The sequence below is a fragment of the Absicoccus intestinalis genome, from assembly GCF_033971885.1.
In the GTDB taxonomy this organism is placed as follows: Bacteria; Bacillota_I; Bacilli_A; order Erysipelotrichales; family Erysipelotrichaceae; genus Absicoccus; species Absicoccus intestinalis.
The window spans coordinates 92,195-117,696 of record NZ_JALBUS010000004.1 but is presented as its reverse complement, the minus strand read 5'-3'; the positions used below and the strand labels follow the sequence as shown (position 1 = coordinate 117,696).

At 38.2% G+C, this 25,502-nt stretch carries 37 protein-coding genes, 1 tRNA gene and 1 other annotated feature; of the genes, 34 read left to right on the top strand and 4 right to left on the bottom strand.

The window, feature by feature from the left end; translation table 11 throughout:
- Nucleotides 1–4 precede the first annotated feature (4 nt).
- The 26 genes from MOZ64_RS03790 (at nucleotide 5) to MOZ64_RS03665 (ending at nucleotide 16,097) form a co-directional block, all read left to right on the top strand.
- On the top strand, nucleotides 5–382 hold the full coding sequence (locus MOZ64_RS03790) for a hypothetical protein (protein WP_320325276.1): 378 nt from the start codon (nucleotides 5–7) through the stop codon (nucleotides 380–382).
- A complete protein-coding gene (locus MOZ64_RS03785; protein ID WP_320325275.1) occupies nucleotides 379–711 on the top strand; it encodes a hypothetical protein in 333 nt (110 codons plus the stop codon). Before MOZ64_RS03790 ends, MOZ64_RS03785 begins: the two co-directional genes overlap by 4 nt.
- Nucleotides 704–961 (top strand): hypothetical protein, encoded by a 258-nt coding sequence (locus MOZ64_RS03780; RefSeq protein WP_320325274.1) that lies wholly within the window; start codon nucleotides 704–706, stop codon nucleotides 959–961. Before MOZ64_RS03785 ends, MOZ64_RS03780 begins: the two co-directional genes overlap by 8 nt.
- On the top strand, nucleotides 954–1,286 hold the full coding sequence (locus MOZ64_RS03775; protein ID WP_320325273.1) for a hypothetical protein: 333 nt from the start codon (nucleotides 954–956) through the stop codon (nucleotides 1,284–1,286). The genes MOZ64_RS03780 and MOZ64_RS03775 overlap by 8 nt, the downstream gene beginning before the upstream one ends.
- A 14-nt stretch (nucleotides 1,287–1,300) precedes the next feature.
- Nucleotides 1,301–1,873: a phage tail tube protein gene (locus tag MOZ64_RS03770; RefSeq protein ID WP_320325272.1), complete on the top strand. Its 573-nt coding sequence runs from the start codon at nucleotides 1,301–1,303 to the stop codon at nucleotides 1,871–1,873.
- A 4-nt stretch (nucleotides 1,874–1,877) separates the two neighbouring features.
- Nucleotides 1,878–2,156, top strand: coding sequence for a hypothetical protein (locus MOZ64_RS03765; protein ID WP_320325271.1), 279 nt, complete (start codon nucleotides 1,878–1,880; stop codon nucleotides 2,154–2,156).
- Nucleotides 2,156–2,539 carry a DUF5361 domain-containing protein gene (locus tag MOZ64_RS03760; protein ID WP_320325270.1) on the top strand — a complete coding sequence of 128 codons (384 nt, stop codon included), beginning with the start codon at nucleotides 2,156–2,158 and terminating at the stop codon, nucleotides 2,537–2,539. The genes MOZ64_RS03765 and MOZ64_RS03760 overlap by 1 nt, the downstream gene beginning before the upstream one ends.
- A gap of 3 nt (nucleotides 2,540–2,542) precedes the next feature.
- Nucleotides 2,543–4,504: a phage tail protein gene (locus MOZ64_RS03755; protein ID WP_320325269.1), complete on the top strand. Its 1,962-nt coding sequence runs from the start codon at nucleotides 2,543–2,545 to the stop codon at nucleotides 4,502–4,504.
- 4 nt (nucleotides 4,505–4,508) lie between these two features.
- Nucleotides 4,509–5,276, top strand: a complete 768-nt coding sequence (locus tag MOZ64_RS03750) for a hypothetical protein (RefSeq protein ID WP_320325268.1) — start codon at nucleotides 4,509–4,511, stop codon at nucleotides 5,274–5,276.
- Nucleotides 5,273–7,087, top strand: coding sequence for a phage tail spike protein (locus MOZ64_RS03745; RefSeq protein WP_320325267.1), 1,815 nt, complete (start codon nucleotides 5,273–5,275; stop codon nucleotides 7,085–7,087). Before MOZ64_RS03750 ends, MOZ64_RS03745 begins: the two co-directional genes overlap by 4 nt.
- Nucleotides 7,087–7,551, top strand: coding sequence for a hypothetical protein (locus tag MOZ64_RS03740; RefSeq protein WP_320325266.1), 465 nt, complete (start codon nucleotides 7,087–7,089; stop codon nucleotides 7,549–7,551). Before MOZ64_RS03745 ends, MOZ64_RS03740 begins: the two co-directional genes overlap by 1 nt.
- A 17-nt stretch (nucleotides 7,552–7,568) precedes the next feature.
- A complete protein-coding gene (locus MOZ64_RS03735; RefSeq protein ID WP_320325265.1) occupies nucleotides 7,569–8,519 on the top strand; it encodes a hypothetical protein in 951 nt (316 codons plus the stop codon).
- A complete protein-coding gene (locus MOZ64_RS03730) occupies nucleotides 8,516–8,845 on the top strand; it encodes a hypothetical protein (protein WP_320325264.1) in 330 nt (109 codons plus the stop codon). The genes MOZ64_RS03735 and MOZ64_RS03730 overlap by 4 nt, the downstream gene beginning before the upstream one ends.
- A gap of 64 nt (nucleotides 8,846–8,909) precedes the next feature.
- Complete coding sequence (locus MOZ64_RS03725; RefSeq protein ID WP_320325263.1) at nucleotides 8,910–9,089, top strand: hypothetical protein; 180 nt, start codon at nucleotides 8,910–8,912, stop codon at nucleotides 9,087–9,089.
- Complete coding sequence (locus tag MOZ64_RS03720; protein ID WP_320325262.1) at nucleotides 9,086–9,511, top strand: hypothetical protein; 426 nt, start codon at nucleotides 9,086–9,088, stop codon at nucleotides 9,509–9,511. Before MOZ64_RS03725 ends, MOZ64_RS03720 begins: the two co-directional genes overlap by 4 nt.
- Nucleotides 9,505–9,936, top strand: coding sequence for a hypothetical protein (locus tag MOZ64_RS03715; protein WP_320325261.1), 432 nt, complete (start codon nucleotides 9,505–9,507; stop codon nucleotides 9,934–9,936). Before MOZ64_RS03720 ends, MOZ64_RS03715 begins: the two co-directional genes overlap by 7 nt.
- Entirely contained in the window at nucleotides 9,937–10,323 is a 387-nt protein-coding gene (locus MOZ64_RS03710) for a hypothetical protein (RefSeq protein ID WP_320325260.1), read from the top strand.
- A 55-nt stretch (nucleotides 10,324–10,378) separates the two neighbouring features.
- Complete coding sequence (locus MOZ64_RS03705; protein WP_320325259.1) at nucleotides 10,379–10,582, top strand: holin; 204 nt, start codon at nucleotides 10,379–10,381, stop codon at nucleotides 10,580–10,582.
- A complete protein-coding gene (locus MOZ64_RS03700) occupies nucleotides 10,579–10,926 on the top strand; it encodes a hypothetical protein (RefSeq protein ID WP_320325258.1) in 348 nt (115 codons plus the stop codon). Before MOZ64_RS03705 ends, MOZ64_RS03700 begins: the two co-directional genes overlap by 4 nt.
- Complete coding sequence (locus MOZ64_RS03695) at nucleotides 10,923–12,698, top strand: GH25 family lysozyme (RefSeq protein WP_320325257.1); 1,776 nt, start codon at nucleotides 10,923–10,925, stop codon at nucleotides 12,696–12,698. The genes MOZ64_RS03700 and MOZ64_RS03695 overlap by 4 nt, the downstream gene beginning before the upstream one ends.
- A gap of 22 nt (nucleotides 12,699–12,720) precedes the next feature.
- Nucleotides 12,721–13,023 carry a hypothetical protein gene (locus MOZ64_RS03690; RefSeq protein ID WP_320325256.1) on the top strand — a complete coding sequence of 101 codons (303 nt, stop codon included), beginning with the start codon at nucleotides 12,721–12,723 and terminating at the stop codon, nucleotides 13,021–13,023.
- Nucleotides 13,024–13,248 (top strand): hypothetical protein, encoded by a 225-nt coding sequence (locus MOZ64_RS03685; RefSeq protein ID WP_320325255.1) that lies wholly within the window; start codon nucleotides 13,024–13,026, stop codon nucleotides 13,246–13,248.
- A gap of 15 nt (nucleotides 13,249–13,263) precedes the next feature.
- Nucleotides 13,264–13,818, top strand: a complete 555-nt coding sequence (locus tag MOZ64_RS03680; RefSeq protein ID WP_320325254.1) for a hypothetical protein — start codon at nucleotides 13,264–13,266, stop codon at nucleotides 13,816–13,818.
- A 178-nt stretch (nucleotides 13,819–13,996) separates the two neighbouring features.
- A complete protein-coding gene (locus tag MOZ64_RS03675) occupies nucleotides 13,997–15,061 on the top strand; it encodes a hypothetical protein (RefSeq protein ID WP_320325253.1) in 1,065 nt (354 codons plus the stop codon).
- 463 nt (nucleotides 15,062–15,524) lie between these two features.
- Nucleotides 15,525–15,770 carry an AbrB/MazE/SpoVT family DNA-binding domain-containing protein gene (locus MOZ64_RS03670; RefSeq protein WP_320325252.1) on the top strand — a complete coding sequence of 82 codons (246 nt, stop codon included), beginning with the start codon at nucleotides 15,525–15,527 and terminating at the stop codon, nucleotides 15,768–15,770.
- A 3-nt stretch (nucleotides 15,771–15,773) separates the two neighbouring features.
- Entirely contained in the window at nucleotides 15,774–16,097 is a 324-nt protein-coding gene (locus MOZ64_RS03665) for a type II toxin-antitoxin system PemK/MazF family toxin (RefSeq protein ID WP_320325251.1), read from the top strand.
- Between the two features lie 23 nt (nucleotides 16,098–16,120).
- On the opposite strand, the gene MOZ64_RS03660 is transcribed toward MOZ64_RS03665, so the two are convergent.
- The 3 genes from MOZ64_RS03660 to MOZ64_RS03650 all read right to left on the bottom strand — a co-directional run bounded on the left by MOZ64_RS03660 (nucleotide 16,121) and on the right by MOZ64_RS03650 (nucleotide 18,025).
- On the bottom strand, nucleotides 16,121–16,321 hold the full coding sequence (locus MOZ64_RS03660; RefSeq protein ID WP_277017508.1) for a hypothetical protein: 201 nt from the start codon (nucleotides 16,319–16,321) through the stop codon (nucleotides 16,121–16,123).
- A gap of 404 nt (nucleotides 16,322–16,725) precedes the next feature.
- Nucleotides 16,726–17,832, bottom strand: coding sequence for a site-specific integrase (locus MOZ64_RS03655; protein WP_320325250.1), 1,107 nt, complete (start codon nucleotides 17,830–17,832; stop codon nucleotides 16,726–16,728).
- Nucleotides 17,833–17,951: 119 nt separating this feature from the next.
- Nucleotides 17,952–18,025, bottom strand: a tRNA-Thr gene (locus MOZ64_RS03650).
- Between the two features lie 121 nt (nucleotides 18,026–18,146).
- Between MOZ64_RS03650 and MOZ64_RS03645 the strand changes: the two genes are divergently transcribed.
- The 5 genes from MOZ64_RS03645 to MOZ64_RS03625 are packed head-to-tail and all read left to right on the top strand — an operon-like array spanning nucleotide 18,147 to nucleotide 21,933.
- Nucleotides 18,147–19,196, top strand: coding sequence for a helix-turn-helix domain-containing protein (locus tag MOZ64_RS03645; RefSeq protein ID WP_320325249.1), 1,050 nt, complete (start codon nucleotides 18,147–18,149; stop codon nucleotides 19,194–19,196).
- A gap of 12 nt (nucleotides 19,197–19,208) precedes the next feature.
- Nucleotides 19,209–19,787 carry a CDP-diacylglycerol--glycerol-3-phosphate 3-phosphatidyltransferase gene (gene pgsA, locus MOZ64_RS03640; protein ID WP_320325248.1) on the top strand — a complete coding sequence of 193 codons (579 nt, stop codon included), beginning with the start codon at nucleotides 19,209–19,211 and terminating at the stop codon, nucleotides 19,785–19,787.
- Nucleotides 19,787–20,266 (top strand): CinA family protein, encoded by a 480-nt coding sequence (locus MOZ64_RS03635; RefSeq protein ID WP_320325247.1) that lies wholly within the window; start codon nucleotides 19,787–19,789, stop codon nucleotides 20,264–20,266. Before pgsA ends, MOZ64_RS03635 begins: the two co-directional genes overlap by 1 nt.
- Nucleotides 20,267–21,289, top strand: a complete 1,023-nt coding sequence (recA, locus tag MOZ64_RS03630; RefSeq protein WP_320325246.1) for a recombinase RecA — start codon at nucleotides 20,267–20,269, stop codon at nucleotides 21,287–21,289.
- Between the two features lie 26 nt (nucleotides 21,290–21,315).
- The gene (locus tag MOZ64_RS03625; protein ID WP_320325245.1) at nucleotides 21,316–21,933 is read left to right on the top strand and encodes a cysteine hydrolase family protein; all 618 of its coding nucleotides are present in this window, start codon (nucleotides 21,316–21,318) and stop codon (nucleotides 21,931–21,933) included.
- On the opposite strand, the gene MOZ64_RS03620 is transcribed toward MOZ64_RS03625, so the two are convergent.
- Nucleotides 21,914–22,594: an alpha/beta hydrolase gene (locus tag MOZ64_RS03620; RefSeq protein WP_320325244.1), complete on the bottom strand. Its 681-nt coding sequence runs from the start codon at nucleotides 22,592–22,594 to the stop codon at nucleotides 21,914–21,916. The two genes, MOZ64_RS03625 and MOZ64_RS03620, sit on opposite strands and share 20 nt — an antisense overlap.
- A 92-nt stretch (nucleotides 22,595–22,686) precedes the next feature.
- On the opposite strand from MOZ64_RS03620, the gene MOZ64_RS03615 reads away from it, so the two are divergent.
- The 3 genes from MOZ64_RS03615 (at nucleotide 22,687) to MOZ64_RS03605 (ending at nucleotide 25,433) form a co-directional block, all read left to right on the top strand.
- Nucleotides 22,687–23,409: an amidohydrolase family protein gene (locus MOZ64_RS03615; RefSeq protein WP_320325243.1), complete on the top strand. Its 723-nt coding sequence runs from the start codon at nucleotides 22,687–22,689 to the stop codon at nucleotides 23,407–23,409.
- Nucleotides 23,410–23,474: 65 nt separating this feature from the next.
- Nucleotides 23,475–23,701, top strand: a binding site (T-box leader).
- Between the two features lie 36 nt (nucleotides 23,702–23,737).
- The gene (locus tag MOZ64_RS03610) at nucleotides 23,738–24,784 is read left to right on the top strand and encodes a methionine ABC transporter ATP-binding protein (protein ID WP_320325242.1); all 1,047 of its coding nucleotides are present in this window, start codon (nucleotides 23,738–23,740) and stop codon (nucleotides 24,782–24,784) included.
- Nucleotides 24,765–25,433 carry a methionine ABC transporter permease gene (locus tag MOZ64_RS03605; RefSeq protein WP_320325241.1) on the top strand — a complete coding sequence of 223 codons (669 nt, stop codon included), beginning with the start codon at nucleotides 24,765–24,767 and terminating at the stop codon, nucleotides 25,431–25,433. Before MOZ64_RS03610 ends, MOZ64_RS03605 begins: the two co-directional genes overlap by 20 nt.
- Nucleotides 25,434–25,502 lie beyond the last annotated feature (69 nt).

Sequence of the window (25,502 nt, the reverse complement as noted above, 5' to 3'; positions counted from 1 at the left end):
ATAAATGGTTGCGTATGCAACGACAGAAGATGTAATCAGTGGATTCAGAGAAATGACCGAATCTGAAAAGGGAAAATGTACGTTTTTATTAGATGAGGCTGGAGCCATTATCAAAGCATACTGCAAAAATACGGATACTATTGATGGCGACGTTTTAAAGCTTGTATCATGCCGTATGGTCAGACGGGTACTTGGAGACGGTGAAAGCACGACCGGTTTTCCAGTGGGATCTACACAGGGAAGCATGTCCGCTTTAGGGTATTCCCAGTCTTTTACCATAAGCAACGGTTCTGTAGGTGAGCTTTATCTATCAAAAATAGAAAAGAAAATGCTCGGAATTGGAGATCATATTGGCATGCATTCTCCACTGGAGGATATATGATCAGAGGTACTGATGTTATTCTGATTCAAAAAGTACAGCAAGGTACAGATTCATTTGGAGCACCAATATACGAAGAAAAGCAGATACCCGTACGTGATGTTTTGGTGGGTGAGCCAAGCAGTGAGGATATTTCTAATTCTTTATCTTTGTATGGCAAAAAATTAGCCTATACGCTTGCTATTCCAAAAGGTGATACCAATGATTGGATCGATATGGATGTGATCATATTTGGAAAACGTTTTCGAACGTATGGGATGCCAACTGAAGGCATTGAAGAAAATATTCCTTTAAGGTGGAATAAGAAAGTGAAGGTTGAATATTGTGGCTAATGTGAAGTTTGAGCTGAATCGAGAAGGCGTGGCAGAATTAATGTTGTCGCCACAGATGAAAAAAATTATTGATTCGTGTGCACAGACGGCACTGGAAGCAACACCAATCGAAAAAGGATATTCAGTTGAAAGTGGAACCACAAATCAAAGGTGTTTTGCACGGGTACAGGCGGACACCTATGAGGCCGGATTCTATAACAAGAAGACCAACATATTATCAAAGGCTGTAGGGAGTGTTAAAGTTGATTGAAAAAATTGTATTAAATTGGCTCAAGCAGCAGCTTGATGTTCCAGTATATACTGAAGAACCGACAGAAAAGCCGGATTCTTTTGTATTGATTGAGAAGACCGGGGCAAGCCGTGACAATTGGATCAATCATGCAACGATTGCCGTTCAGAGCTATGCGATATCCATGTACGAAGCGGCAAAGCTTAATGAATTGGTCAAGAAAACATTGGACGCTATCGTTCAATTGGATGAGGTCGGTGCATCTACATTAAACTCGGATTACAACTTTACCGACACAACAACAAAAAGGTATAGATATCAGTGTATCTATGATCTTACTTACTAGAAAGGAAATGATTTATGGCAACAAATACAGATGTAAATAATGTAAATAACGTGACATATGGAAAACCTAAAGTTGGTGGATCTGTTTTCGTGGCGCCAACAGGAACAACATTGCCAACAGATGCAACTACGGTATTAGATGCCGCCTTTAAAAACGCGGGTTACTGCTCAGATGATGGTATAGAAAACGAATATAAGATTGATACCGAAAACGTAAAAGCTTGGGGCGGAGACGTTGTTTTAGTGGCTGATAAAGGCCGTGAAGATAAATTTGCTTTTACGTTAATTGAAACATTAAAGGATGAAGCGTTAAAGATGGTCTTTGGCGATAGCAATGTAACTGGTGACCTATCATCAGGTATCATGGTGAATATTAGCGCGTATGATTTAGTACCACATGCCTATGTTTTTGAATTGATTGCTAAAGGTGGCATCTTGCATCGTATCGTAGTACCAAATGCTACATTGTCTGATTTGGATAAGATCACTTACAAGGATAATGACGCAGTCGGATTCGGCATCACTTTAACAGCGTCTGCGGACAAGAATGGAAAAACACATTATGAATACTATTCTAAGGGGGCTTAACTAAATGGCGTCTAAAGAAACTAATATTATTACTGTCAAATTGAAAGACGGGTTTGAATTGCATATCAACAAAAAGCGTACAAGGAATATGCTTTTGATGGATGCATTACGCGAATCAGAGAAAGATCCTTATGCAATTTCTGATGTATGCACGTTGTTGTTAGGAAAAGACCAGAAACAACGTTTATATGATCATCTGAAGGATGAAGATGGCATTGTTGATGCAAATGATGTTGGAGAAGCATTAGGAAAAGTATTTAATTCAGATGAACTAAAAAACTAATGGCCCTGGCTGGTATGCTGGATGCGGATGAATCGGCACTCATATGTGACCTTGCCGAAACATATCATATTTATGACTATCGTAAGTATGACGCTGATTATATCGCTATGCTAGCTACTGGTTTAGGGCCTGATTCTAGAATATTTAAAAAGCTGAATGGCGTCGATGTCGATATGACCGATCTATTGCTGGCACGTATCTTTGACCAGCTGAATCTTTTGATTTGGATGAATACCGAAGATGGTCAGAAAAATCAAAATCGTCCAGAATCATTGGCGGATATGCTGACTGGCAAATGTGATAACAAAAATAGCATTGTAGCATTTGATACGGTAGAGCAATTCGAAATCGAACGTCAAAAAATATTGAAAGGGGTGGCATAGTCTATGGCAAGCGGAACTACACTAGGCAAGGCATACGTACAGATCATGCCATCTGCAGAAGGAATTTCCAATCGCATTCGTGGTGTCCTTGGGGGCCCGATGAGTGCCGAAGGAGATAATGCTGGACGCGCTTTTGGCGGCAAGTTTGCGACTATCGCTAAAACCGTGATTGGTGGGGCGGCTATTGGCAAGTTTCTAAAAGATTCTATAACAGCCGGTGCAAATCTTGAACAATCTGTTGGTGGCGTGGAAACTTTATTTAAAAATTCTGCAAATCGAGTAAAGGACTATGCACGACAATCATTCCAAACCACTCAATTGAGTGCAAATCAATATATGGAGACAGTGACGTCTTTCAGTGCATCGATGTTACAGTCACTTGGCGGTGATACCAAAAAAGCTGCTCAGATGTCAAATCGTGCTGTCATTGATATGGCCGATAACGCCAACAAAATGGGTACTAATATGCAGGATATCCAGAACGCATATCAAGGATTTGCCAAACAAAACTATATGATGCTGGACAACCTTAAATTGGGTTATGGCGGTACAAAAGAAGAGATGCAAAGGTTAATTACGGATGCATCAAAAATGACCAAAGAGCAGAAAGATTTGAATCTTACTGTAAAAGACGGTGACTTAAGTTTTTCTAATATTGTTTCCGCTATCAGCGTCATGCAGAAGCATTTAGGCATTGCTGGAACATCGGCGAAGGAAGCTAAAACGACAATTAGTGGATCATTCAATATGATGAAAGCATCAGCACAAGATTTTATGGCATCGCTTACTGGTGTCAAAGACGGCGAAGGTAATGCTGTGCTATCCATGCAGAAATCGATGCAAAACCTGATCATGTCAGCAGGCACTTTTTTAGGCAATTTAGGGCCTGTTATTAGCAATATGATGGTTGCCATACCTCAGGCTATCTATAGCGTACTTATGACACAAGGCCCGAAATTCACTGACTCTGCTGTGAAGATGATGGACAATCTAGCAAAAGGTCTGCCAAAAGGATTGCCAAAATTAATGGCTCAGATACTGCCGATGATCAGCAAGCTAGTGGCCAGCATACGGCAAAATTCAGGAAAACTGGTCGATGCTGGATTGAGATTAGCGGTTGCGCTTGCTCAAGGTCTTATAAATTCGATACCTGTGTTGATACAGTATGTGCCACAGATAGTGATTGACATTTGCGGTATCATCAACGACAACATGCCAAAAATATTGCTAACAGGTGGGAAGATAATTCTGATGCTTGTCCAAGGCATCATCACAAATATTCCAAATTTAATTGCGAATTCGGGGAAAATAGTAGAAGCTATTTTCAGTGTCATAACCGCGGTAGGATGGGCCAATCTAGGCGCCAGTATTGTAAAATTTTTAGGTTCCGGATTAAGATCATTAGCATCTTTGCCAGGTAATATCATGCGCAATATTGTTTCGAATATCAAAGAAACAATTGATCTTGGCGCTGGTTGGCGTTTTATTGGTCGCGATATTGTGCGCGGTATTGCAAGTGGAATCAAAGGTTCTGCAAGTGAGATATGGCAGGCATTGAAAGCTATCTGCAAAGCGGCAATAGGAAATGTCAAAAAGTTCTTTGGAATCAAGTCACCTTCAAAGTTAATGGCAGACGAAGTTGGTAAATATCTGCCTTCTGGAATTGGTGTTGGTGTGACTGCCAATACTGGACCATTGAATCAAGCAATTGATGATATGACTAAGCAAGCTACTATTAGAGCCACAAACGGTATCAATGCGATACATGTTGATCCAACCGTTAATCCAACGGAAAATGGCGGTGTATCGGCGATTACAGGGCAGTTGGCAATCATAATCAATATCATGAATGCAATCCTTAACAAAAATACAGATGTCAAACTTAATGGTCGAACGCTGATCGAATTCATGCGTGATCAATCCACACAAAGCGTTATTAATTACAACATGCTGAAAGGAGTGTAGATAAATGAGAAAAATTTATGATGCATTCCATTTGGTCATAAACGGTGAAAGCTCTACTCGATACGCACCGTTGATCGTTCCAGGAGATGCGAACGCACCACAGCCAAAGTACTATGAGTATGATGAAGTGATCGGAAAAGATGGCCGTGATAGAGTATTTGAGAATGTATACAAAGAATATACAGACCCATACTCTTTTTATTTTTTAGAGGAAGAAAAGGGACAATGGGGGAATCAGTGGGCACTACTGAAGCAGTGGCTATATAGCTTTAACGTCAATGATCAAAAGATAGTTTTTCAGGAATCGACAAGCTTAGAATGGTTTAAATATCTGTCAAAGGTTGAGATTGAATCAGCAGACAGAAGTGTCAAAAAGGTAGGCATCGCGAAAGTTAATTTTACATTTGCACCGTATGAATATGCGATTGGCGGTTTATATTCATATACGCTTGCGGAAATCGAATATAATTCGTGGTATCGATGTGAGCCGATGTACATATTGACGAATAGCAATACTGAAAAGAGAAATGTGATGATATCTATATCAAACGATAGTGGATCATATGATGTTTCGTTTGAACTGCCTGGCATGTCTAAAGCAAACGTTAGCGTAAGAGACGCCATTATTCGATGCTACAAGAATGATGGATCAATACAAGTATTGTCTTACGTCGGCAATTTGAAGAATCTGGTCATGGAGCATGGTGTAAACAATATTCGCGCAACAGATGGTATTAATATTTCGGTTATTCCTAATTGGAGGCGCTTATGATCAAGATTTTTGATAGTAAAGCATTTGATTACAAGGCCAACAAGCTCAAAGAAACCCCTGGAGAGGTCATAGAGCCATCCGTTTGTACATTGACAGAAGGTATCAATACACTATGGAATCTTCACATGGAGATTCCTTTTTCTGTTAATAATAATCGCATCATTAAGGAAGATGTTCTAATTGGTGTTGAGTATAATCCACGTGAAAATGCGCCGGATGCGGATGCTTTTGCAGATATGCAGGTGTTTCGGGTAATGAAATGCGAAAAGACGGAATATCTGATCACTTGTGAAGCATATCCAATATTCTATGATTCAAGATGCATACGATGTTCTGAAGTTTCCTACAAAAATAAAACCGGTAAAGAAGCTTTGAAAGAAATTGTTGAAGCACCTGTAAGGGTATATGGGACAAAGGACTATATATCATCCGAGTTAAAAGCGTGGTCAAATATTGACACTGTTGCATCAACAGCATGGAGTTATATTACTTATTTTGATGCATTATTTGGTGATAGCGATACTTCCTTTGTTAACGTGTGGAATGCTGAAATCATCTTTAATAACTATGAGATAAGAGCATATAAAACACTGGATACAAAATCAAAAGAAAATAGGATACGCATCCAAACGGGTGTAAATATGACAGGAATCAAATATACCGTTGACCTGTCTAACACGTATAAACAGGTGCAACCAAAAGGATACGGTGATAGAGACGGCAATGCCTTTGGCAACCGATTGGCTAAAAAAATAGATGGCGTTTGGTATCAAGACGTTGTTAAGACGCCAAACAATTTTCCCTATTCGTTAAAAAACACCTATGAAGTTGAATACTCTGACATCAAGCTCAAAGAGGATGCGTCCACAAATGAAAGTGCTGGCACGATCATATGTGATACACGAGAACAATTTTATGATGAATTGCGTAAACGGGCTCTAAAAGAATTCACGGTCAATCATATTGATATGCCTACAATTACATATGACATCGATTTGATTGACATTTCTTCACTGCCTGAATACGCAGATATCAAGCCATTGGTTTCACTAAACCTGGGAGATTCGGTCGATGTATATAATGACGTACTTGGAATACAGACAACAGCAAGGGTCATTGAAAGGACCGTTGATTTTACAAATAGATTGGTTACGAATATAAAGCTTGGTGATTATCAGGAAAATTTTTTCAAAAGTGCAGCTAAAACGCAGAGAACTGTGTCAAATGTTACGGACAGCAGGACCAACACAATACGAGGAAAAGCTATCACTGGTGTGGTTGATGGGTTCAATGCGCAGAATGTAGCATCTAAAACAACCATGAATCAAGGTGATGTGCAGTCCATCAAAGTCGAAAACAAGACCAATGATGGGACTTGGGGAGCGATGGCATTAGGCACGAAAGGACTTGAAGTAACAAGGAAACAGGTTGGAAATGACTGGGACTGGTCAAATTCCGTGATACTTGACTTTATAGGACAGTTTTACGGTGGCATCGAATCTGTAAGGAATGCGCATTGGAAAATTGGAAATATAGAAGTCTTAATCAATAACGGAAATTTTCTAGCTAAATGCGGTGATAATGAAGTCATCATAAATAGCAATGGTGCCTTTCTGCAAAATAGTGCTTCTCGATATGTATCAGTCACAGAAAGCATGGTTGTCCTATCAAACGGTGGTGAGCAGTTGCGTTTGGATGGTGCTGGACTTGTATCTATCCACGGCGGTTCCGGAGCCAGAGGCCTGAATGGTACCTATAAAGTTGATGAATCGATATCTGTGGTAAACGGCGTAGTTACAGGTGTCAAATAATGGCAAAAAATTTTGAAGATTTTGTCAGCAAATACAATGGCACTTGGAACGATGTAGACGGCGCATATGGCGCACAGTGTGTAGATGGATTTAACGTATATGTCATGTGGGGCGGTCATTCCAGGATATCGGGAAATGCCTGGGATATTGGATCCGGGTGGCAATCAAACGGGCTATCATCTTATTGCAAGAACGTGACTGGACAGCAATACAAGAACGGCGATATCTGTTTCTGGGATGGCACCCAATTTGCGGGTAATCCCTACGGTCATGTATCCATGTACTATAACGGTCAATACTTTGGTCAGAATCAAGGTGACGGTGCTAATGGTACGACTGGTAAAGCATTTAATATCATGAGCCTTGTAGCACCAAAGCTTGTACTAAGACCTAATTTTGTTGGCAAGCCAGATATCTATATCACATGCGTTAACGGTATTATCACAAAGCTCGTTGTCAAGTAGCGAAAGGAGGAATGCCTATGTACAGGATCAATCTATCAAACCATGAAGAGAATATAACGATCCCATTGATGCAGTACGATTCTAATTATGAGGTCCGTATTGCAGTCGAAGAAAATCTAAAATACAAAACAGTATATGTTGATGTTGAAACATCTCTTGGCAATGTTTTGCACTGCCCGGCGGATACCATTGATGATCGTATCGTGCGCTTTTGGGTCGATACACAGATCAGTTGGAAAGCTGGAAAGTACAAGGCACAGATCATCGTATATAACCAGGATGATTTGACTAAAGTCGTAAGCTACTATCCAGTTATTCTGGAAATTTCACCATCTGTTAAGACCCATTACGATGACCCATATGAGACGGCCAAAGCAGAAGTTGATAAGTTGATCAATGAGGGTTACAAATGGGCGGAATCATGGGCCCATGGCGAGACTGGAAAAAGAGATGGCGAAAATACGGATAACGCCAAATATTGGTCAACCATCTCAAACTCATGGGCAAAAGGTGGTACAGGAAGAAGAGTTGGAGAAGATACAGATAACGCGAAGTATTATTCGGAAATCGCAAAATCGGAATATAAGAAGATTGAAGATACGACGGAGGCAAAATTATCTGCACGCATCTCTGCGTTAGAAACAGGAAAAGAAACAGAATCTATTGTCATTGGTACGATTGATCATGAAATGAACTGTTATCCAACGGTTGACTTATACTTGTTTGACGGAGGTGCCGGATGCAGTTCAGTTGAAAATGTTACATGCGGCGGTACATCTCTTGTACATGTCATGTGCTCATACGAGCACACGGATATGAATCATACAAAGGTCAGTGCCAGCCCAAAAGTTCTTGTCGATAGCAATGGGGTTAGCTTGACAGTTGACCAAATCAACAAGGTAAGAAATGGCCAATACGCAGTTGTTTTTAAAGATAGTGTGAGAACAGGGGCACTGATACTAAGATGACAAATAAGATCATAATGGTTCGAGGCGATACGCAAAACATCGATGTGCTGATCACAAATGAAGATGGAACGAATCATCTTGTCACTGACAAGGAAACATGTCTTTTTACGGTAAAAAAATCATATGCGGATGAAAGAATATTGATTGAAAAAGACGTCAAATCAAATGGAACGGTCAATACATTCAAACTGGATCCAATTGATACAAGCAGTATGGATTTTGGCGGATACTGCTATGACGTGCAATTAACTTTGGAAAATGGCGATGTATATACCGTTGTTCCATGTGATGAATTTATATTGAGCCCGGAGGTGACGTGGCAATGATATTGAAAGGCGAAATCAAAAGGATCAAGATTAGTGGTTCGTTAAAGAAGGAGGGTAATAAATAATGGCAGTAAATCTAGATGACTACAAGCTCGTAAAAGGTGAATCGGACTGGCATGAAAAAATCAATAAATTTATTGAGGATTTTGGCACCGCTCTTAACAACGTGAGCGATATCTCAGACTGGAAGGACGCAGTTATGTCCGGTAACACTAAAGTCGTCGTGAAAGGAGATAGCGAATGATCAATACAAAATCAGAAAGCAATAATTATAAATTAGTGGAACAAGGTGATATCAAAGAAACCGTACTTGGATCGAGCACATCGGTAAAATATATGCATGATATTACGTGCGCTGAGGACCCAACCACTTTTGATTATATTGTAATTTATATGCATGCTCCAGGTAGTGATAGAAATGTTATGTGTATTGCTAAGTATTACAATGGCAATTGGTATACTCTGTCTACATCAACAGTTTATCGCACGATTTCGCTTTTGATTACAACTAATGGAACATCAATGCATATAGAAGTTTCCGAGTGGCTAAATTCTTCTAATAACAATGGCGTAAAAATCGATGGTGTAGTCGGTGTAAATCGGGGGGGGTCATTAACCCTTAATGATATTGTAGAAATCGTCAAAAAGGCGGTGGTATCATGCTAAATGCAAAGGCAGAATCTACCGCTTATAAAGTCATTACACAAGATGATCTTGACGTGCAGACAACGACTGTATCAGGTGATGGCATGACAATTAAATTATATAAAAGCGGAAATGTTGTGAATGCTGATATTAATAAAATCGGAAATGTATCCAAAAGTGGATATAATTCTACTACTGTAGTGATTCCTGAAGGATACCGACCAATTTTCACTCAAAGGATTTTCTATTTGGGAATTGCTGGATCAGGCAGAAGTGGAGATGGCTTTTACGTAATTAATACCGATGGAACAATCACAAACTTTTCTACAACAACTGGAGCAATTGAGCGTATAGTAACCGCTTCATGGATTACTTCGGGGGGGGTACTAACTAAAGTATTAAAACATATTAGCACCTTCTTAAGTCAGATTAAGGAGGTGTTGTAAATGTTTAATGTTAAAGCAGAATCCAATGCATATAAACTTATGACATACGCAGATGTGTCGTACAGTACTACAGAGCATGATACAGGTGCTACATGGATTGATGGCAAGAAGATTTATGCTATTACTATAAAATGGGAAAATCAGGCATTGAACAATACTGTAAGTTTTGCGCATGGCATTTCCAACATTGATGTTATTGTCGATTATAAAGCAATCTATTGTGATGGTGATTCTTATGTACGATTCCCTATTACTGGAGCAACAAGTGATAAGACTGTAGGTCTAAGAATCAATGCAACGAAAGTAACTATTACGGGCACTGATACGTATTCTGTAAAATCTGGACGTAATCTATATGTGACGATTTACTACACAAAAACAGTTTAATGTTTTGCACAGGGCTAGAAATAGCCCTTTTTATTTAAAAAATGAGGAGATTAATATGGATAAATTAAAAAATAAAAAGTGGTGGGACGCATCACTTACACGAGCTATCAAAACGGTATGTCAAACGGCAGTAGGTACCATCGGAGCTAGTACCATGATTGAATCAGTAGATTGGAAAGTGGTGCTATCCGCAAGCCTTTTGGCCGGACTGATATCACTGCTTACAAGTCTTGGCGGCTTACCTGAGGTAGACGGATGATTAATCCAAACGATGGCATGACATTTGAATTTTTGTTTTCTTCAGCGGCATTTATCGCGTTAATTGTTAATGTTGTTGTGACAGTAAAAAATAATTCAAAAAAAGATGCCGAAGATGTAGCTAAAGCCAATGAAGGAGTTGTAAAAGCTAATATCAAGCTTGATGCACTATGTCGCGATTCGAGCGAAACAAGACTTGATTTGAAAAGCATGAAGTCCGACATTGAGAAGATGACAAAGAAGCAGATGGAACATGATTTCAGGTTAGGACAAATAGAAAAAGACTTAGACAGTGCATGCTGTCGAATCACAAAGCTTGAAAAAAAAGGAGATGATAAAGCATGAGCTTTACACCTAGAACATCATATGGAAATTTTGGCAGTTCGCAGTATATGCAATATGCATTGGCGCGGACTGGTGTGGCCATGCCGAATTGCTTCACATACGCAACGGCACGTATTTCTGAAATTGTAGGCCATAATCAACCCTTGGATAGATACAAAGTATCTGGTGCGTCGCAATTATGGAATGCTTATGCACCTGAATATACTAGATCATCAATACCTGTATTAGGAGCATTGGCTATTTTTAGCGGTGGAGTAGCGCCTTATTATTATGGCCATGTAGCAGTTGTAGAAGGCATTAGCGACGGTAAAATTACTATCTCGGAATCGTCGTATAAAGAATTTAATTTTCGTTTAAACAAAATGTACCAAGCGCCTGGATCGTATTATCCTAACGGATATAACAACTTACGATTATGTGGTTATCTTATTCATAAAGAATTAGCTGGCGTCAAGTTAACAAATGAAAACGGAACATATACATTAACCGTTCCTACTAATAAACGTAGAGATTCACCTAATGGAATTATTGCAGAAACATTACCAACTGGAAAGAAGTTAACATATACAAATGTTACTACTTTCAATAATTTGCGATATATCAGTTGGGTCGAAACAGAGCCAAACGGTAACAAGTATCGATATTTTGTTTATGCACCAAACAATGAAGCTACAAATAGTGGCTATAGCGAATCACAGTTGATCAATGAAGTTGGTGTAGCCACGCTTACACAAAATGTTAATAAACGTCGTGATACACCAACCGGAATGGTCGTTGAAACTTTAAAGTCAGGTAAGAAACTAACGTATACCAATAAATGGATTGGTAATGGTCATCGTTATATCTCATGGGTCGAAACTGAACCTAATGGCAATAAGTACAGATACTTTGTGGCTGTATCAGGGTCAGAAAAATACGGTGTTGATCAATGGGCCACTTTTGGAGGACCTAGTACAGATACCACCGCGCCACAAACACCAACCACAAAATCAGAAATCGATGAATCAAATGTTAAACATTGGGGTGTTGATTTATCTGAACACAATATTGATTCAATTGATTTGTCTGTATATGATTTTGCAATCATTCGATGTTGTTATGGAGAAAATACAGACAAAAAGCTTGATCAATGGATTGAACGTATGAATGGGCTGAAGAAACCATACGGATTATATGTATATGACTATGCTATTAATGACGATGAAGCAAAAGCGGAAGCACAATATACAATTAATCTTGCCAAAAAATATAAGCCTGAATTAGGTGTATGGCTAGATATGGAAGATGCCGATGAATATAAAAAGAAGCGCAATGCATGGACAAAAGAACGTGCAGTGCAGACATGTAAAATCGTATGTAAGGCTATTAAAGATGCAGGATTCTATACAGGAATTTATTCAAGTACCTGGTTCTTTGAAAATTGGTTTAATGATAGCGAATTAAATCAGTATGACAAATGGGTAGCTAAATGGGATAAAAATGATGGATTATATCATAGCGATACATCAAGCATTGGTACCATCCATCAATATACATCTATCGATTCACATAGTGGTTTGTCTTTGGATAAAAATGCGATGTACGTTGATTTTGACCATTACAAGTCTAAAATTGCAGATAATACGCAAAAAGGAGACAATAACGAAAACAAAAATGACGTTATAGAAGATGATACAAAAAAAGAGCAAGGCTCAGAATCAAAAGAATTGACTAGCCTACTTAGTATGATCATATCTCTGTTAAAAAAACTACTAAGCATTTTTGGAAAATGATTGCAGAAAGGAGTTATCATCTATGCGCATGGGAACTACTCCAACAATTAGTTGCAAGCTTGATATCGATATGGATTTGACAGATTGTGAAAACGTCAGGCTGATCATATCGCAAAATCGTATGACTAAACTTATCAAGGATAAAGATGAACTAATCATTAAAAAGAACATCGTGCAAGCACATCTAACACAGGAAGAGACCTTTCTTTTTGCGCACGGTGGTGCAGATATCCAAGTTAGGTTAAAGCTTTTAGATGGTGAAGCGTATGCAACAAATATAAAAAGAATCGATATTTTTAGATCATTGGATAACGAGGTGATATAGATGTTAGAAGACGCAAAAATTGAGCTATCTATATTGGATGATAATGACATCAGTTTTTCAAAAAGTGATCTAGAATTGATTTACGACTATAATGCACTGTCTAATAAGCCCAAAATTAATGATATAGAACTAGTTGGAAACAAGAAATCAAATGATCTACATCTGCAAGATGAAATGAGTGTTATATCTGATACAGATATCGATAAAATTATTTATGGCATGTAGTTAAAGGATGGAAAAATGGAAAAATATTTAAATAGTACAGGTCTTACATATTTTTGGAACCGATTAAAAAATTATTTTGTGAAGCAAGAAAGTGGCAAAGGACTTTCGACCAACGACTATACCACCGCAGAAAAAAGCAAACTGTCCGGTGTTGCATCAGGTGCACAAGTCAATATCATTGAACAAGTCAAAGTTAATGGCAATGCAATTACTCCATCAAGCAAGGCGGTTAATATCACTGTACCGACAAAAGTGAGTGCATTGAACAATGATTCAGGATTTCAAACAGCATCACAAGTATCAAGCTCTATCGCTGCGGCATTGTCCGGTGTGACAAGCATAAGCTTTCAAATCGTTGACAAATTGCCTACTACTGGAACTAATGGAGTGTTTTATTTAGTGTCAGATAAGCATTCTGATTCTAGCGATGCTTATGATGAGTATGTATGGATTTCGGCCACATCAAAGTTCGAAAAAATAGGAAATACAGATGTTGATTTGAGTGGTTATATCAAGCAATCAGATATTACTGCAATCACGACGGCCGAAATTGATACAATTGCTGTGTAATGAGCGAAAGAAGGTAGTATATGAAATACATAAGTTTCGACAACCTAAAATACTTTTGGGGCAAATTGAAGGCTCAAATCACAACTATAAACGGTCGGTTAGATGCAATTGAATCATGGCAGAAGTCTGTTTTATCTGGAAGCACATCCGTGGTAATTAAAGATAAGGATAAGTAATCATGACTAAGTACTTAGATAGTACAGGGCTTAGCCGTCTGTGGTCGAAAGTTAAGGCTCTAGTGACAGCTCACACGAGCAATAAATCCAATCCTCACGGAGTTACCAAAGTACAGGTTGGACTTGGTAATGTTGATAATACGAGAGATGCTACTAAAGCGGTGCACGAATCGCGTCTGCTTTGGGGCGATACCAATATTGTTGGTGATATATCTCCAATTGACGCTGCTATGTCAAGCTTGCATAGCGCCAATCGTGCCGAATTTGCAAATCCGAAAGGAATCACAATCGAATACTCTAATGATGGCGGTAGCACATGGTTAGATTACGGAGCAGATGATGCAAATAAAATCGCACTTTTATCTGCCATTGGTACAGGTTCGTTTAGCATCGGTAAGCATAATACTTTTGACACTGTTACAATCAATGACCAACTTAGAATTACTGTTAATGCCAACAAATGTTTTTTTTACACGAGATTAAAAAAGATATTAATTAATATATCGGGTAATGGAGCTTCCGGATGCAGAGCAAAAGTGGAGCACGCGACCATTGGAGCACCAACGACATGGCTTACACTTGGTATCTATGATATATCCGGATGGTCCGGATGGAATTCTATACCATTTGATTGTAACTTTGGTGGAAATTCATCGCAAACAACCCAAACTGATAGCATAAGATTTACATTTAGTATCAGCAAAAAAGACCAAAGCACAAACAAATACGCCAGTGATTTGGTTGTCTGCAATATACTGTTTTTTGGCACTACATATTGGACAACAAATAGCACACTTGCACGAACTGGGCATCTGTATGAGTATGATGTTTTTAAAAATGCAACTTTTCCAGCACAAGTTACCGCCACCCAGTTTAACGGATTAGCCACACGAGCAAATGCGGACTCTGATGGAAATACAATAAGTACCACATATATCAAGTCATCGGATGCTACGGATGTTACAAATACAGAAATAGACACTATGATAGCTAATGATAGCGATGGTCAGTACGTGCTTTTAAAGAGCGATGTGACTAATGCAGATATCGATGCTATGATGACCTAGTTTCGAGTAGATTCTAACCAATTTCGAATATTGTTTTTGCAGTTTCTAAAAACTGTAATTTTTGTTGAATTTATCAGCTATATTTTCTTGTCGAGTAATTAGCGTGCCTTTAATTAGGTGCGCTTTTTTTTCAAATGCGGATATTTATGAAAAAATATAATCATGATCGTTGTTTTATCATAGCTTATGTAACATTGCCAATTGCTGTTATCGCTCTAAAAATATGCCATGTTATTGATTGGCCATGGCATATTGTATTGTTTCCTCTAATGCTTGTATTGGGTATGTTTTTGGCATTCATTATACTGATTGTTAGCGAAATATTTCAAAATGTATTGAAGCGGTAAAAAGGGATGGCCTTAGCGGTCATCCCGATTTTTTTGTGTTGTTGACATAAGTTTATACAATGTATATACTATTTATGGATGCAAATCATGTTTGAAATTAAAAGGAGGAAAATGAAATGAAAGGAGTAAAAGTATCAAAGTGGGGCAACGGACAAGGTATCAGGTTACCTATGGCTGTAATGAATCTGTTGTCATTGAATGTTGGCGATGAGCTTTCTATGGAAGTTGAAGATGAAAAAATCATCTTATCTCCTAAAAAAAAGAAACCAATGACATTGGCTGAAAGATTCGCATCTTATGATGGTCCAACAACTCAAGAAGAGTTTTGGGATAATGATATTGTAGGCAAGGAGGTGATCTAATAAATGATGTTTCAGCAGGGCGATATAGTCTTTATGGATTTTAATCCAACAAAGGGGCATGAACAGGCTGGGAGACGCCCAGCATTGATTATATCCAACAATGATTATAATCGCATTATGGGATTGTATGTTGTTTGTCCAATCACAAACAATACTAAATATTTTCCATCTCATGTTTTGATTCCGGATGGCCTGTCAATTACAGGAGCTATCTTATGCGAACATGTCAGAACAGTAGATATTGGAAAAAGAAATCCCATAAAAAAAGAAGAGTGTCCGGACAGCACTCTAAACGAAGTTTTGGAGATTGTTAGATCTTTCTTCTAAGCTCATTATAAACAAAAGGCTGGCTATTTGCCAGTCTTTTGTTGTGCTTTATTTATTGTTTCTTGCATAGCTTTTCGAAATACTTCTGATTGGGTGATGCCAAGCTCTGTACAGGCTTGTTTGAATTGGTCAACAAAAGATTTTTTATAGCGTACTGAAACGCTACCCATATTTTCTTTTTTCCAATCACTCATATATTTTTTTTGATCAAAATGATTACCCATAGGGACCTCTATCTAATTAATGTGTAAATTAATACGATCAATAATACGATTACGATTATATCCAATACCATTTTTACAATTTCAATTTTTTTCATTAAAATCATTCCTTTCTTTTTGGTATATGTTAGAATGGAATCAAGAGAGGGGAAGTTATTTCCCCATGCTCTTGATTATTGCTAGAATCAGTGAGACGATTTCTAACAACTCTTTGGCAATTTCCAAATATTGCTTGAACCGTTTATATTTGGACTTGCCTTTTTTCTTTGGTTTCTTCATCTCTTACCCCCTAAAGAACTAGGTTCTTTATCTCTTTACATACATATTATAACATGGTGCATGCACTATGTAAACAACAATTTGATTATTTTTGCGAATGATTTATAATCTTATAAAAATATGATAAATCATTGTATATCGTCGTCCATAAAATCAACGATGCCTTTATCTGCCGATTTGAACCAATGAGCGTAAGTGTTATGTAAGGTATCAACCGTATCACCTAGACGTTTGGCAATATCAAAATCAGTGAATCCATTGGTCATGTGATTAATAAGATAGCTTGCATGGCTATGACGTAGATCATGTATACGTATCTCTGGTATCTGTTCTTGTGGTATTAATTTGATATTGGCATCATATATGCCTTTTTTAAAATGTCTACGAACAGTTTCGGCTGGCAAAGGCTGACATCCGCCAAACACGAAAAAATCATCAGAGTATTCAGAAAAGCCCATTACTATGTCTTTCCATTCTTTCATTTCTTTGTACAAGATTTTTGGCATTGTGATTGTTCTATAACTATTTTTTGTTTTTGGTGGTGTGGTGTAATTTCCAGGCTCTCTAGCACGCATTTTGCATGTTTTATTGATTGTGATTGTATGTCTGTAGAAATCGATGTCTTTCCATGTTAAAGCCATAGCCTCACCTTTTCTACATCCCATATAGTATAAGGTGGAATAAAGTAGATGCATCATTGGATCATGAATCTCATTTATAAACAGTTTAAACTGATCAGGTTCCCAAAATTTCATTTCTTTTTTCTTTTCATCTCTACGTGCTGAGAAGCGCACTCGATCCATTGGATTTGTACTCATGTAACCGTACAAGACAGCAAACTTACAAATCTTGACCAATGTGTAATATATCTTTTTAACATAGGTCTTGGAATATTTACTATCAAGCTCATTGATATATATTTGAATTTTTCGATAATCACGGAAATCTTGTGTATTTCTGAATTTATTCTGTAGTTTTATGATTATATATCTATCTGTATTTACACTAATGGCCTTGACCTGATTGGACCAATTTGCAAGGTAAGATTTGACGATTTGCTCAAATGTGGCATATTGAATTGGATCTTGAAGTGACAGTTTAAATTCTTCCTCGGCAAGTAAGCACTCATGCTTGGTTAAAAAGCCTCTTTTTTTGTGCCACTGTGTGTTGCCGTCAATGGTTATTTTGAAATGATAATACCATGTTCCAGTTTTTTTATCTTTGTTTACGGTCATATTTTATCTCCCAAATAATGGTGCCGATACAAATATAAAAACCACTTTTCAAACAAAAAGGGTCTCTAGAGTTGCCCAATAGTTGCCCATTGGTCTCTGAAACCCTTTATATAAAGCACTGGTGCCGATACGCGGAATTGAACCACGAGTTGATCCTTACCATGGATCCGTATTGCCATTATACTATATCGGCATACGTCTATTTTGACAGATAAAGACCAGTTTTGTCAACTACTATAAAAAAATAACTGACATCCACCTACAAGGGTGAATCATTTTTTGATATAATGATTAGGATTATAGGGGGAACGATAGTGACTTATTATCAAATATTGAAACAACGTAGATTAGCTTTGCAGCTTTCTATTCAAGATATATCTTCACAAACACGATTGGCGCCACAATACATTGAAGCCATTGAAGAAAATCATTTAGAAGTATTTAATGATGATTATTCATTTATTCGTTATTTTATGCAGTCGTATTGCGAAGCCATTGGTGTGAATTGGCAAGCGATTCAACCACAGGTCGAAGCAAATTTATCGGCTTATGAGCAAGCTCGCAAACAGCAATTGGCTGCCCAAAAGCCGAAACCACAACCCAAAAAAACAAGTCAATCACCAAAGAAACCCAATCATCAACGGGCGAAAACGAAGAAAGCGAAAAAAGATAAAAATAATAGTAATAGCGTTTTTTCAAGAATACGCAATTGGAATAAACGAATGAATGCATCGAAGTATGCACGTACCTATCATATTGTGATCCTTGGCATTGTTGTTGTGTTGGTTTTGTCTTTATTCAATATGGGTGTTAGTTATGCGAATAATCGGCGCTTAGCAGCAGAAGAAGCCCAACGACAAGCAGAAATCAAACAAAAAGAAAAACAAACTGAACAATTGGCACAGCAAAAATCATCACAAGAAACGACAAACAATGAGATTACGTTGACAGCTACGGATAAGGATAACAATGCCTATGAAGTAACCAATGTAGTAGAAGGTTCAAAAGAGTTGCAATTGACCATCACTTTACCGAGTGATAGTACGATTGCGGTCTACAAAGATGATCAATTGGTCAATTCTTCAGCGGATAAAGAATATTCAGGTACTTTTAAACAAACGATCAGTGTGGATTCTGCTTGTTTGATCCAAGTAGAGATTGGTACTTATGACAACAACAAGATTCGTTTGAATGGCAAATCGGTATCTTTCTCAAAAACCAATTGGGAAAAAGGCACTCCAGCTGTATTGTATTTTGAAGTAAAGACATCCACGAGTACGGATTCAACCGATAGTTCTTCGACAACGGATAGTACGACTTCATCCGATACGACAACGACCGATCAGACAACAACGAGTGAATAAGGAGATGACAAGATGAATTTACCAAATAAATTGACGATGGCACGTATTATCATGGTGCCAATCGTAGTGATTGTATATTTATGTATTCCTACGACTATTGGTGTGGTAGATAGGAGAAGTGGTCTCGCTTTGCGTGATATTTTGACATTTTTGATCTTTGCGGTTGCATCGATCACCGATCTTTTGGATGGACGTATTGCCCGTAAAAATCATTTGATCACATCATTTGGTAAATTTGCAGATCCGATTGCGGATAAATTATTAGTCAATACCTTATTGATCATGATGGCTGCGACAGGGCAAGCCAATTTGATTGCCGTACTTTTAATGACAGCTCGTGATTTGATCGTGGATGGGCTACGCATGGTTGCTGCTCAGCATGGTCGGGTCGTTAGTGCCGGTATTTATGGAAAATGTAAGACAGTCTTACAAATGATTGCTTTATGTGTACTGTTGTTGCGTAATTGGCCATTTGCCTTGATTGGTATTCCAATGGGATCCATCCTGTTGTGGTTGGCTACGCTTATGTCTTTATATAGTGGATATATTTATTTTGTGAAATTAAAAAAATATGTCTTGGAGAGCATGTGATGAAACCAGTAGAAGAATTGGTTCAACAATGCACAAAACAAGGCTTTACCATAGCCAGTTGTGAAAGTTTAACAGCTGGTTTATTTAGTGCAACAATTGCCAGTGTCCCCGGCGCTAGTCGTGTTTTAAAAGGCGGATTTGTGACCTATTGGACCGAAATAAAAGAAAAAGTGGTCCATGTGGAACCGTCTATCGTAGAAGAGTATGGGGTCGTTTCCGGCCCATGTGCCCAATCCATGGCGCGACATACCCAACAAATCATGGATGTTGATTTTGCGATATCCTTTACGGGGAATGCGGGCCCATCTACGATGGAAGGAAAACCAGCAGGATGTGTATATTGTGCTATTGCGACCCGAGCAAATACATATCTCTTTCCTTTTCAATGTGATAGGATGGATAGGAATGAAGTTCGTATCTATGTAGTGGAACAAATGATCAATAACTTGTTAGTGCAAGTGAAAAAGGAGTGTGAATAAATGGCAACAAAAAAAACCGAAACGACCAATGATAAAGATAAATTGCTAGAGGATGTCGTCAAACAAATTGAACGTGAATATGGTAAAGGCTCGGTCATGAAGTTGGGAGAACGGCCAGCTGTCAATGTAGAACCCATTCATTCGGGAAGTTTACTATTGGATCGTGCATTAGGGATTGGCGGCTATCCGAAAGGACGTATCATCGAGATTTACGGTCCTGAATCGAGTGGTAAAACGACATTGGCTTTGCATGCGATTGCTGAAGTTCAAAAAGCAGGCGGACGTGCAGCTTTCATCGATGCCGAAAATGCAATCGATCCGGTTTATGCGCATAATTTAGGTGTGGATATTGAAGAATTGATCTTATCTCAACCCGATTCAGGAGAACAAGGATTGAACATCATGAATATGTTGGTTGCCAGTGGGGCTGTTGATTTGGTCGTGATCGATAGTGTGGCTGCTTTGGTTCCACAATCGGAATTGGATGGCGAAATGGGTGATCTACAAGTCGGTGCACAAGCCCGTATGATGTCAAAAGCTATGCGTAAATTAGCTGGGATCATGAATCATAATGAATGCACCGCTATTTTCATCAATCAATTGCGTGAAAAAGTGGGGGTCATTTATGGAAATCCAGAAACGACGCCGGGTGGACGTGCACTCAAGTTTTATGCATCGGTTCGCTTAGATATCCGTCGTTCGGAAGTAATCAAAAATGGATCCGAAATGATCGGGAATAAAGTGAAGGTGCGTGTTGTCAAAAACAAGGTGGCCCCTCCATTTAAAACGGCAACCTTAGAAATTATCTATGGCGAAGGCATCTCTTACTTATCGGAATTGATCGATCTTTGTATTGAAGCCGATATCATTCATAAGAGTGGTTCTTGGTTCAGTTATAAAGGGGATAAGATTGGTCAGGGACGCGATTCGGTGAAACAATATATCAAAGAGCATCCAGAATTTAAGGAACAAATTGAACAAGAATTGAAGGCGTATGAAGCCGAACAAAAAGATGTGGCTTGATCACATCTTTTTTAGAAGGAGAAAAGATGGCACGTTTAGAAAAAAATGAGTATGTACCCATCCATGCCAATCAAATAAAGGACCCCATTGTTTTTGTGGTTGATATGGTCAATGGCTTTATCAATGAAGGAGCTTTACATGATGAAAGCATTGGTGCGATCGGCCCATCGATCGAACGTTTAGTAAAAGGATTGGATTGCCGTAATGTGTTTGTGTGTGATAATCATCCGCCACATACAAGAGAATTTCAGGCCTTTCCTGCTCATTGTGTCATTGGTACTCAAGAAGCAAAAGTGATTGATTCGTTACAACCTTATATTAAGCGAACAATAGCGAAAAATAGTACCAATACCTTTATGGCTCCGGCTTTTCAAGAATTCTTAAAAGATGAATTATCTTGGTACAAAGACATTATCATTACAGGTTGTTGTACAGATCTATGTATCTTACAGTTTGTTTTGAGTTTTCAAAGCTGGCTCAATGAACACAATAAGGAGGAACATCGCTTGATCGTTCCGGTGGATTGTGTGGATACTTACGATAATAAAATGCATCCTGCAACTATGTGGAATGCATTTGGCTTAGAAAATATGGCTATGAATGGCATTGATGTTGTTTCTACCATTACATCAGCCGATTGGTGATCATCAATTCGATGATAGGGAAAATGGTTTCTTGGATCGTATTGTCATACAACATGCGATGTTTGCCATCTTCAAAACAAATCAAACGATGTTTGCCTTTGATTTTTTGATAAGCATTTCGACTACTGGAAAGCGGAATGACTTCATCTTTTAAGCCATGTAGAAGCAAGACAGGACAATTTACCGATGCGATGGATTCGCGATAGGTATTTACAATTTCCGTAAAAGCCGAAGTTTGTTTTGAACTCGGCTTTTCTTCTTTTTGAGGTTGATTTTGATAGATATTTTTAACGGCTTTTACGCCATATTCAAGTACCGTATGTGCGCTGATGTATTCAAAGGCAGGAGCCACTAAGATCAATTGATCAATAGTAAAGATAGATGCTAAATAAGAAGCAATGACCCCGCCCATGGAAAAACCAATCACAATGACATGTTCATATTGTTTTGTCACTTCTAAAAGTTTCTTTTCACAACGTTCGATCCAAACTTGAGGATCTGCATCGTTGGGATTATTCAGGTCATATATATCAAATTGAATCACGGTATAGCGCCGTTTTTCGAAATAAGCGGCGAATGGATCAAATTCTGTATGGAGTCGTTTACCAAATCCATGAATGGTCACGATCACCGGTTTTTGGATAGGATGAAAGAAAAACATAGATGTTTACCTCCGACTTGGACTTATTATAGTCAAAGCGAAAAGTAGAATCAATAGAAGAAAAGCCAGCCCAAATAGTTTATAATGAACATATGAAAGCCACGTTGATCATAAAAAATATTGAGAATTTATATACATGTGATGCTCATTTTACCATATTACACCAAGCGTTTTTAGCCATTCATCATGAACGAATCATCGATTTTGGTACTCATAGCTTTAAAAAATGGTTAGATCCCGCTACGGTCGTGATCGATTCTTGTGGGGAATGCGTATTACCTGCTTTCATTGATTGCAACTATGAAGGATTTCATCATGTTCGCTTGGGTGATCAATTACGACAAGATGGATCGGCTTTGTTTGCGATGAAAATGAATGGTATCTTGACCTTATTGACCAGTCAAAAAGCACTCTTACGACATGAGCTGACACAAGATGTATTTTTGCGTAAAAATACGTCCGATGTACCGATTATCGAATCACGAAAAATGTTTGAAAAGACTTACAATACATTTTGTTTATCGTGTGGATTTGGTCGTCCCAATAGCTATGTCTATAGTTTTCAGCCCTTAGCCTATCAACTCTTCAATAGTTTGAATGTACCAAGTCAACCTGTGCTTGAATCCATGACTTCGATTCCAGCCAAGGAATATCATTTGGATGATCGCGGCTCCATTGAAATTGGGAAACGAGCCGATATCCTTGTGCTTCAAGTACCAACGATCGAACATTATTTTCAAACCTTAGGTCGACCTTTGATTCATCGCATGATCAAGAATGGGATCCAGTTTTATCCAGATTGGCGTGTTTGCTAAAACCTATTAATCATGTATGAAAATAGTAATTATGTTGACAATCCTTAAATTATCGATATAATGAAACAAAGACGTTGAAAAGAAGAGTAGGCATATACATTTGAAAAGAGAGTCTGTGGTTGGTGAAAACAGATCAAAAATATATGTTGAAGATGGTCTTGGAGTTGCATAACTGATAGGTAAGTTATGCCGGTTGTGTTCGTTATCGCACAAGAGTGAAGTACTCGATAAGGTGAAGCAAGTGATTGTTTCATGAATATTAGGTGGTAACACGAAGCCTTTCGTCCTAATGGATGGGGCTTTTTTTATGAAAAGGAGAAGAGAAAATATGATTCGATTGGAACATGTATCAAAAACGTTCCAAACCAAAGATGGAGAAGTGCAAGCTGTCAAAAATGTCAGCTTACATATTCAAAAAGGTGAGATCTTTGGCATCATTGGTTTTTCTGGAGCAGGAAAAAGTACTTTAGTTCGTTGTATCAATTTATTAGAACGTCCCGATCATGGAAATGTTTATTTAGAAGATAAAGATCTATTAAAATTGACACCAAAAGAATTGCGAGTGGAACGACAAAAAATGGGGATGATCTTCCAACATTTTAATTTGATGAAATCTCGCACGGTCTATGACAACATTGCGATGCCATTGGAACATATTGGATGGGATAAAAACCGTATCAATCAAAGAGTGAATGAATTGTTGGAATTGATCGATTTGGAAGAAAGAAAAGATTCGTATCCCAGTCAATTGTCGGGTGGACAAAAACAGCGCGTAGCCATTGCTCGTGCATTAGCCAATAATCCAAAAGTATTATTGTGTGATGAAGCCACAAGTGCATTGGATCCGCAAACCACACAAACCATCTTGGATCTGATTAAAAAGATCAATCAAACAATGCATATTACCGTAGTCATCATTACGCATGAAATGGCGGTTGTCAAAGAAGTGTGTGATCATATTGCGGTCATGGAAAATGGTCGAGTTGTTGAACAAGGGGATATTGTTTCGGTATTCAGTGATCCGCAACAAGAAGTCACAAGAAACTTTATCAATACCACAAATAATACTAGAAAGATCGACACCTTGATTGAAGAAAGCAATCCATTGATCGCATTAAAAGAAAATCAAGTTTTAGTTCATTTGCAGTATCAAAGTGCCAATACGGCTGAACCAATCATATCCACAGTATCGCGTGAATTTAATGTGAATATCAATTTATTATTTGCCAATGTAGAGATTGTGCATGACAGTCCCATTGGTCAAATTGAAGCGATTTTTACAGGCGATAGCAAAGATATCAAAAAAGGATTTGAATATTTTAAGAAAAGTGGCGTAAAAGTGGAGGTGAAAAAATATGGAAGCATGGTTTTCTAATGTCATTGCATATGCGGATGAATTTCCAAGTGCCATTGCCGATACCTTATATATGTTGATTGTCAGTGGTGTGATCTCAACGATCATTGGATTGTTTTTAGGCGTCATTGTGGTGGTGACCCGCAAAGAAGGTATTCTTGAAAATAAAGTTATTTTTTGGATCTTGGACAAGATCATTAACTTGTTTCGCTCCATTCCATTTATCATTTTAGTGCCAACCGTTGCGGTTGTTACCCGCTTTATTTGCGGAACGACCATCGGTATGCAAGCCGCCTTGGTTCCTTTAGTAATTGGTACGGCCCCATTTATTGCACGACAAATGGAGACTTCTATCATGGAAATTGATCCCGGCATCATTGAAGCCAGTCAAGCCATGGGACTAAGCCCAAAAGAAATTATCTTCAAAGTATTATTACGTGAAAACATTCCTGGCATGATTCGGGGGATAACGATCTCTATGATTGCTTTAGTTGGTCAAATTGCAATCGTTGGTACCATTGGTGCAGGTGGTTTAGGAGATATGGCCATTCGCTATGGTTTGTATCGATCGATGGGCGATATTACATTGGTCATCATCATCTTGATCTTATTGATCATTTCGGTCATTCAGGTCATTGGTGATCGATTGGTTGAAAAGTTCACCCGATAAAAAATATTTATAGCCAATATCAATATTGGTTAGTATGCAAATAACATGTGCTATGCTATTCTAAGTGTA